This is a genomic window from Paraburkholderia rhynchosiae, from assembly GCF_002879865.1.
In the GTDB taxonomy this organism is placed as follows: Bacteria; Pseudomonadota; Gammaproteobacteria; order Burkholderiales; family Burkholderiaceae; genus Paraburkholderia; species Paraburkholderia rhynchosiae.
On sequence record NZ_PNXY01000001.1, the window covers coordinates 519,252 to 527,307 of the forward strand.

Annotated in this window: 8 protein-coding genes; 5 read left to right on the forward strand and 3 right to left on the reverse strand. The window is 64.0% G+C overall.

Going from position 1 to position 8,056, the window contains the following annotated elements; translation table 11 throughout:
* Nucleotides 1–14: 14 nt before the first annotated feature.
* The 3 genes from C0Z16_RS02305 to C0Z16_RS02320 all read right to left on the reverse strand — a co-directional run bounded on the left by C0Z16_RS02305 (nt 15) and on the right by C0Z16_RS02320 (nt 6,368).
* Nucleotides 15–4,109 (reverse strand): DUF3683 domain-containing protein, encoded by a 4,095-nt coding sequence (locus C0Z16_RS02305; protein WP_102630601.1) that lies wholly within the window; start codon nt 4,107–4,109, stop codon nt 15–17.
* 385 nt (nt 4,110–4,494) lie between these two features.
* On the reverse strand, nt 4,495–4,959 hold the full coding sequence (locus C0Z16_RS02315; RefSeq protein ID WP_102630602.1) for a DUF2269 family protein: 465 nt from the start codon (nt 4,957–4,959) through the stop codon (nt 4,495–4,497).
* The gene (locus C0Z16_RS02320) at nt 4,956–6,368 is read right to left on the reverse strand and encodes an SDR family oxidoreductase (protein WP_322788906.1); all 1,413 of its coding nucleotides are present in this window, start codon (nt 6,366–6,368) and stop codon (nt 4,956–4,958) included. Before C0Z16_RS02320 ends, C0Z16_RS02315 begins: the two co-directional genes overlap by 4 nt.
* Here C0Z16_RS02320 and C0Z16_RS02325 point away from each other — a divergent pair.
* The 5 genes from C0Z16_RS02325 to C0Z16_RS02345 all read left to right on the forward strand — a co-directional run.
* Nucleotides 6,310–6,870, forward strand: a complete 561-nt coding sequence (locus C0Z16_RS02325; protein WP_244201129.1) for a hypothetical protein — start codon at nt 6,310–6,312, stop codon at nt 6,868–6,870. The two genes, C0Z16_RS02320 and C0Z16_RS02325, sit on opposite strands and share 59 nt — an antisense overlap.
* 36 nt (nt 6,871–6,906) lie before the next feature.
* On the forward strand, nt 6,907–7,125 hold the full coding sequence (locus C0Z16_RS02330; protein WP_102630604.1) for an MARCKS-like protein: 219 nt from the start codon (nt 6,907–6,909) through the stop codon (nt 7,123–7,125).
* A gap of 48 nt (nt 7,126–7,173) precedes the next feature.
* Nucleotides 7,174–7,362 carry a hypothetical protein gene (locus tag C0Z16_RS02335; protein ID WP_102630605.1) on the forward strand — a complete coding sequence of 63 codons (189 nt, stop codon included), beginning with the start codon at nt 7,174–7,176 and terminating at the stop codon, nt 7,360–7,362.
* Nucleotides 7,363–7,399: 37 nt separating this feature from the next.
* A complete protein-coding gene (locus C0Z16_RS02340; protein WP_102630606.1) occupies nt 7,400–7,771 on the forward strand; it encodes a Rossmann-fold NAD(P)-binding domain-containing protein in 372 nt (123 codons plus the stop codon).
* Between the two features lie 110 nt (nt 7,772–7,881).
* Nucleotides 7,882–8,056: pyridoxal-phosphate dependent enzyme (locus C0Z16_RS02345; RefSeq protein ID WP_146014267.1), on the forward strand; the 175-nt coding region annotated here is incomplete at its 3' end.

Below are 8,056 nucleotides of genomic sequence, written 5' to 3' on the forward strand. Positions count from 1 at the left end.
CGTCAGTCGTACCATTAAACCAGCACGCGCTCGATTCCGCCATTGTTCGCCCGCTGCACGTAGTCGACCATCCAGTCTTCTCCGAGCACGTGACGTGCCATCTCGACGACGATGTAGTCGGCTTCGATGCCCGCGTCTTCGTTGTAACGCGACAGACCTTGCAGGCAGGACGGGCAGCTCGTCAGGATCTTCACGTCGGTCGCGCCCTTGGGCTGCGGACCGTCGCCGGCCTTCAGCACCGAGCCGTTCGGCGCACCCGCCGTGCCGGCCGAAGCATTGGCCGGGTTGATCGCGTTCGCGCCGGCTTCAGCCACAAGCGGAATGCCGCGCAACTTCGCGGCGCCCTTGCGGATTTCCTCTTCCTTGCGGAAACGCACCTGCGTCGAAATATCGGGACGCGTGACCGCGAGCGTGCCCGACTCACCGCAGCAGCGATCGTTCTTCTCGATCTTGTAGCCGTCCTTCTCCGAGCCCATCAACTGATTGACCAGTTTGACCGGGTCCATCGTCTTGATCGGCGTATGGCATGGGTCGTGATACATGTAGCGCACGCCGTTCACGCCGTCGAGCTTCATGCCCTTTTCCAGCAGGAACTCGTGAATGTCGATGATGCGGCAACCCGGGAAAATCTTGTCGAATTCATAACCGGCGAGCTGGTCGTAACAGGTGCCGCACGACACCACCACCGTCTTGATGTCGAGGTAGTTGAGCGTGTTCGCGACACGGTGGAACAGCACGCGGTTATCCGTGACGATCTGCTCGGCCTTGTCGTACTGGCCGGAGCCACGCTGCGGATAGCCGCAACACAGATAGCCCGGCGGCAGCACCGTTTGCACGCCGGCTTCCCACAGCATCGCCTGAGTCGCGAGGCCGACTTGCGAGAACAACCGCTCGGAGCCGCAGCCAGGGAAGTAGAACACCGCTTCCGTGTCGGCCGTGGTGGTCTTCGGGTTGCGGATGATCGGGACGATCTTGTTGTCCTCGATATCCAGCAGCGCACGCGCGGTTTTCTTCGGCAGATTGCCCGGCATCTTCTTGTTCATGAAGTGGATCACCTGCTGCGTGACCGGCGGCTTGCCGACCGTTGCCGGCGGATGCGCCGTCTGTTTCTTCGCGAACTTCTTCAGCACGTCGTTGCCGAGGCGCTGCGCCTTGTAGCCGATGCCCATCATCGCCGTACGGGCGAGATTGATGGTCTGCGGATTCGTTGCATTGAGGAAGAACATGCCGGCCGCGTTGCCCGGATTGAACTTCTTCTTGCCCATCTTGCGCAGCAGGTTGCGCATGTTCATGGTTACGTCGCCGAAGTCGATCTTCACTGGACACGGCGTCACGCATTTGTGACAGACGGTGCAGTGATCGGCGACGTCGTTGAACTCGTCCCAGTGCTTGATCGACACGCCGCGGCGCGTCTGCTCTTCGTACAGGAACGCTTCGACCAGCAACGAGGTCGCAAGAATCTTGTTGCGCGGGCTGTACAGCAGGTTCGCCCGCGGCACGTGGGTCGCGCACACCGGCTTGCACTTGCCGCAACGCAGGCAGTCCTTGATCGACTCGGAAATCGCGCCGATGTCGCTCTGCTGCATGATCAGCGATTCATAACCCATCAGGCCGAAGCTCGGCGTGTAGGCATTGCGCAAGTCGGCGCCTTCGAGCAGCTTGCCTGCGTTGAAGCGGCCATGCGGATCGACGCGCTGCTTATAAGCGCGGAATTCGCCGATTTCGTCGTCGGTGAGAAATTCCAGCTTGGTGATGCCGATGCCGTGCTCGCCGGAAATCACGCCGTCGAGCGAACGCGCAAGCTTCATGATGCGTGCCACCGCCGTGTGGGCGTCCTGCAGCATCTCGTAGTTGTCGGAGTTCACCGGCAGGTTCGTGTGCACATTGCCGTCGCCCGCGTGCATGTGCAGCGCGACGAACACGCGGCCGCGCAGCACCTGCTTGTGGATCGCCTGGGCTTCGTCCAGGATCGGCTTGAACTCGCCGCCGTTGAAGATCTGCCGCAACTCGGCGCGAATCTCCTGCTTCCACGACACGCGGATCGTGCGGTCCTGTGTGACATGGAACACGGTGGCGTCGGGCTGCATGTCCACGCGGTCGGCGAACTTTTCGGCGAGCGCCTCGTAACCGAGGCCGACCAGATAGTGCTGCGCCTCACGCAAAGAAAGATCGAGCTTGTCGCGCAGGAATTCCCAGCGCGTGCGCACGCGCTTTAGCAGATCCAGCGCCTGTTGCACGCGGTCTTCGAGCAGTTCGGCGCTCGGAATCTCATTGGCGTCGTCGCTCTTGCCGAGCGGCAGCTTGCCGGCTATGAAGAACGCTTCGAGCGCGTCGACCAGTTGCAACTTGTTCTTGATCGACAGTTCGATGTTGATCCGCTCGATGCCATCCGTGTACTCGCCCATGCGGTCGAGCGGAATCACCACGTCTTCGTTGATCTTGAACGCGTTGGTGTGCTTCGCGATTGCGGCGGTGCGGCTGCGGTCGAGCCAGAAGCGCTTGCGCGCCTCGGCGCTCACCGCGACAAAACCCTCGCCGCTCTTGCCGTTAGCCATGCGCACGACTTCCGAGGTGGCTTGCGCGACCGCGTCCGCGTCATTGCCCACGATGTCGCCGATCAGCACCATCTTCGGAAACGCGTTGCGCTTGCTCTTGGTCGCGTAGCCGACCGCGCGCAGATAGCGCTCGTCCAGGTGTTCAAGACCCGCGAGAATCGCGCCGCCTTGCTTCGACGTTTCGAACAGATAATCCTTGATTTCGACGATGCTCGGAATCGCCTCGCGCGCCTGACCGAAGAATTCCAGGCAGACGGTGCGCGTATGCGCGGGCATCTTGTGCAGCACCCAGCGTGCGGACGTGATGAGCCCGTCGCAGCCTTCCTTCTGCACGCCCGGCAGACCGGCGAGGAATTTGTCCGTGACGTCCTTGCCGAGACCTTCCTTACGGAACACGCGGCCCTTGATGTCGAGCGATTCGGTGCGCAGCAGCTTTTCACCCGGCGCGTAGTTGCCGTCGAACCATTTGAGCTGGAAACGCGCGACCTCGATATCGTGAATCTTGCCGAGGTTGTGATCCAGCCGCGTGACTTCCAGCCAGTTCCCTTCCGGGTCGACCATGCGCCACCAGGCGAGGTTGTCGAGCGCCGTGCCCCACAGCACCGCCTTCTTGCCGCCCGCGTTCATCGCGACATTGCCACCCACGCAGGAAGCATCCAGCGAGGTCGGGTCGACGGCGAACACGAAGCCGGCCTGCTCGGCCGCTTCGGTCACGCGACGCGTGACGACGCCCGCGCCGGAGAAAATGGTCGGCACTTTACGATCGACGCCCGGCAGTTCGGTCATTTCCACCGCGCCGAGCTGTTCGAGCTTTTCGGTGTTGATCACGGCCGCGAAGGGCGTGAGCGGCACAGCGCCGCCGGTGTAGCCGGTGCCGCCTCCACGCGGAATCACGGTCAGCCCGAGCTCGAAACACGCCTTGATCATGCCGGCGATCTCGGCCTCGGTGTCCGGCGTCAGCACGACGAACGGGTATTCGACGCGCCAGTCGGTCGCGTCGGTCACGTGCGACACGCGGGACAAACCGTCGAACTTGATGTTGTCCTTTTCGGTGACGCGGCCGAGCACCCTCGTCGCGCGGCGCCGCAGATCGTAAGTCTTCTGGAATTCGCTTTCGAATTCGTCGACGGCGCGGCGCGCGGCCTGCACCAGCGTTTCGACGCGCGCGGCGCGGTCGACGCCCGCTTCATCGCCATGTTCGGTCAGATCGGCGCGGCGGCGCTTCTCGATCTCCGAGAGGCGGTGATGCAGCGCCTCGATCAGCATGGCGCGGCGCTTCGGATTGTCGAGCAGATCGTCCTGCAGATACGGATTGCGGCGCACGACCCAGATGTCGCCAAGCACTTCGTAGAGCATGCGCGCCGAGCGGCCGGTGCGGCGCTCCGCGCGCAGTTCGGCAAGCACCGCCCAGGCGTCGTCGCCTAGCAGGCGAATGACGATCTCGCGGTCGGAAAACGACGTGTAGTTATAGGGAATTTCGCGCAGACGCGCTTCGGGATCGGCGGCCACCGCGACGGCGGCTCCGTGCGGATCGAAAACTTGAGGTGCGTTCATGTTTGGACGACTCGGTGGGTCAGTCCGGCGCGCTCATGGCGAGGCGCCGACTGACGGTGCGCGTGGGCGCAATGCTGGAAATCTTCTTGGGGAGCGAAGCACCACCGACGGCCTTACCCACGTCGATCACTTCGCGGCGCTCAGATACAGCTACACGATCGTGTGTGGCGGACGTGACGCTCCGCCGCGGGGCAAGACTCACGCGGGACGGGCATCAAGTGGGCGATCCGAGGCTGCCAGTGCATCTTCCGATCCTTATTCCAAAATGGAATTCTACCGCATCGGCCCGCCAGGCGTTGACCGCCGGAATTGAGGCTATGACCGGGCCAAGCGGCCCCGAGCCCCGTCTGGAGCCGCCCTGCACGGCTCTCGCGGTTCGGCGCCGTCAAGCGACCTTCGTCACCATCAGCCAGAAAATTGCCACGAACGCGAAGAAGGCTACCGCGCCGAGCGCGGCCCATATCGACAGCAATCGCCAGTAACCGGTGCTCAACGGGCGGCCGGTGTCGGCGCTCACGCGGGCCGACGCGGCGAGGCGTATCTGCAGAAACACGACTGGAAGCCAGCAGGCGATTGCCAGCACGTACAACCCGATCGACCATGCGAGCCATCGGCTGCCGATCTCCATGTTCGCGAGATGCACGAGATAAAGGCCGGTGGCGGGCTGCAGGATCGCGGTCGGCGTCGTGAACAGCCAATCGGCGAGCACGACCAGCTTCGATACCCGCGCGACCGTCCTGGCGTCGCGGCCAAGACTCGTCAAGAGCATGTAGAACGCGGAGCCGATGCCCGTGCCGAACAGAATCGTCGAAGACAGCACGTGTAGCCATTTGATAACGAGATACGTCATGCTTTGCCCACGCCGTTGGATGGACTGCCGGTTTGGCCGTCGAATTGAATCAGCAGAATCAGCAGCGCGATCATGGGCAGGTTCTTCGACAGCGGTCCATACGGATGCAGCCAGAACTCCGGCAAGCGCCAACTGATCAGCGCCGTGTAGAGCACGATCAACACGATCTGCAGCGTCCATAGCCACGCACGCGGCCCCAGGCGGCGCGGCCACACCAACGAAAGCACGCCAAATGCGAGGTCGAGAAGCGCCGCGCCGTAAAGCAGCAAGGGCGCGAGCGCCACCGGCGCGCCGACCCGCGCAAGCAGTTCGAGGCTCGACGCACGCGGATAGAGTCCGGCCGACACGATCGCTGTCCAGATCCACACCGCCGCAATCGACGCGCGCAGCAACGGCAGCAGCCACATCAGACGCGCCGGCGTGCCGAAACGCTCCTGTGCGACAGACATTTCGGAGAGCGCTCGCGGCGCTCTGCCGACGACCCGCTCGAAGCGGTCGGTCGGCGCGACATTGCCGCGCTCGAGCATCGCCAGCGCATCGGCGCTCATCAACGAGCCGGGAAGCAGTGCGCCAACGCGAGTTGCGAGCCTGACGAGCGCCATCGGCATCGGCAGAAACCAGCCAGGCGGGCTGCCAGCAACGCGCCGCAAGACCGTGAGGTATTGCTTCAGCGTCATCGGCTCCTTGCCGACGGCGGCGACCCGTCGCAGCGGTCCAGCCCCAGTGGTCACAGTGGTCGACATATCCCGAGCCGGTGCAGCCAGCGCGCCGGCCACGATCAGCTCAACGACATCGTCGATATGAACCGGCTGAATGCGCTGCGTGCCGGCGCCGGGCAGCGGCACGACCGGCAACGTCGCCCACGCCGCGAAGAACCGCGTGCTGCGCCCTTCCGGCGCAAACACGAGCGACGGCTGAACGATCAACGATGACACCGGCAGCGCCAGCAGCGCCTCGTCGGCGGCGAGCTTGCTGCGGTGATACGGGCTCCGTGCGCTTGCATCGGCGCCCAGCGCGGAAATCTGCACGATGCGCCGCACGCCCGCCGCGACCGCGGCCTTAAATAGTGTGATAGGCGCATCGGTATGCAGTCGCCGGAAGTCTTTGCCGGTTGCATCGTTGAAGATGCCCACGGCATTGATCACGACGTCGACGCCATCCAGCAGCGGCACCATCCTTGCTACGTCCCTGAGACCAGAGAAGTCGACGTGAACGAGCCGGCAGCCGCGCAATCGCGGCGCGGCGGCCGCGGGATCGCGCACGCCGCACACCACCGAATGACCGGCCGCGATGAGCGCATCCGCAACTCGCGATCCAATCATGCCGGTAGCGCCTGCAAGGAAAATCACCATGGATCTGGACGTCAAACCGTTAGAAGACGTTGTGCTGCCTGGCATGGTTGCAGGCATGCTCTCGACGTTGGCGCTCGGCGCCTGCGCGCGCCTCGCCGGCAAGCGCTCGACCGCGCCCGTGAGCGCCGTGAGTCACTGGGTCTGGCCGCAAGAAGTGAACCAGACGGCGCGGCCCCGCGCAAGGCACCTCGTGACCGGGCTCGCCATTCATCACCTGATGTCGATCGGCTGGGCCGCCGTCAATGCGTTCACGCTCGCCGCCATTCAGGAATCCGTGGAACCCTGTCTCGACTCGCGCGCGGAGCACCGCCAACGCATCGCGCTGGCTAGCGGGTTGACGCTCTTCGCCGCGTTCAGCGACTACGTGATCGTGCCGAAGCGCTTCACGCCGGGCTTCGAATTCCACTTGCGGGTGCCGCACATCGCAGCGGTCTATGTGGCATTCGGCGCTGGACTGGTGGCGCCGTTCGTCGTGAAAGACCTCTGCCGGCAGCGGCTCTGCGTCGAACAGGCGCCGCGTAAAGCGTCGGCAATTGCAGCGCGGCACGCTGGATGCTGATCCCTTAGACGAACCGGCAATCCGCGGAGGTGCAGTATGTCGGACCCTGATCCGAAGAGCAAAGAGCATATCGAGCAGCAACCCGTGCCAGGCCATACGGAGAATATTCCAGCCGACGGCTCCGACGAGCGCGCCGACGGGGAATCAGGGAGTCGACGCCTGGAAGACGCCGCGCCGACCGCCAGCCCCGACACCAAGCCCGGCGCGCCGCCTGGCACGCAAAGCGAAGCCGACCGCACGCGCTCGCCGGACTGAGCCGCGGCAGGCTTTACCTTCACGCATCGACACGACAAGGAGTTCCTTATGGCAAACGAATCGACAAGCGAATCCGCCCGCCCGACGCCGCCGCGTCAGAGCCCGAACGACCCCACTGCCGGCGACCGGCGGCTCAGCGACCAACAGAAGCAATCGACGAAGAACGAGCCCGCGCCGTCGACACCCGGCCGCGGCGAGAACCTGCCCGACCCGAACGAAGTTGGCGAAGCCGGCTGAACCGCATCGATCAGGCGAAACCACAAGGAGAATCGCGATGGCAAGCAAGCAACCCGCCGCGTCCGCAGCGCTTCAGGCCATGTTCAAGCTGTTCGCTCACGGCGATCGCGTTCTGGCGCAAAACAGCGACGGCAAGCTGATCGACATTGGCGCCGTGGAGACGAAAGGCGACCGGTATGCGGTGCGGCTTGATGTCGATCCACTCGACCTGCAACCGTCTCAGTCCGTCGAAGCGGCGTTGCGAGCCGTCTCCTCGCAATTGACATTCGATTATCTCGACGGCCTTTTTACGAGTGAAGGCCCCGTCGAATTTCACGGCGATTTGCATGCGCTGCCGCATGTCGAATGGCGGCTCGACGAACCGTTGCCGCGCGAGTTCACTGACGGCAGGCCGCCGCATATCTTCTAGCCCGCTAACGGTTGGGCCCTCGAGGCCCAACCACCCTCAGGGCCAGCGCAGGCACCGTTGGCGCTATCATTGACGCTTTTCCGCCTTCCACAGCGCATCGCGCCACCCGCATGGCCTCCCACGACTACCTGAAGAAAACCCTCACCGCGCGCGTCTATGACGTGGCCCGCGAGACCGAACTCGAACGCGCGCCGCAACTGTCGGCGCGTTTGCGCAATCCGGTCTATCTGAAGCGCGAGGACAACCAGCCGGTGTTCTCGTTCAAGGTGCGCGGCGCGTACAACA

Excerpts from the sequence above, each read along its gene's own strand:
- C0Z16_RS02330 (WP_102630604.1), top strand. The coding sequence starts at position 6,907 with ATGTCGGACCCTGATCCGAAGAGCAAAGAGCATATCGAGCAGCAACCC.
- C0Z16_RS02325 (WP_244201129.1), top strand. The coding sequence starts at position 6,310 with ATGGATCTGGACGTCAAACCGTTAGAAGACGTTGTGCTGCCTGGCATG.
- C0Z16_RS02320 (WP_322788906.1), bottom strand. The coding sequence starts at position 6,368 with ATGCCTGCAACCATGCCAGGCAGCACAACGTCTTCTAACGGTTTGACG.
- C0Z16_RS02340 (WP_102630606.1), top strand. The coding sequence starts at position 7,400 with ATGGCAAGCAAGCAACCCGCCGCGTCCGCAGCGCTTCAGGCCATGTTC.
- C0Z16_RS02335 (WP_102630605.1), top strand. The coding sequence starts at position 7,174 with ATGGCAAACGAATCGACAAGCGAATCCGCCCGCCCGACGCCGCCGCGT.
- C0Z16_RS02315 (WP_102630602.1), bottom strand. The coding sequence starts at position 4,959 with ATGACGTATCTCGTTATCAAATGGCTACACGTGCTGTCTTCGACGATT.
- C0Z16_RS02305 (WP_102630601.1), bottom strand. The coding sequence starts at position 4,109 with ATGAACGCACCTCAAGTTTTCGATCCGCACGGAGCCGCCGTCGCGGTG.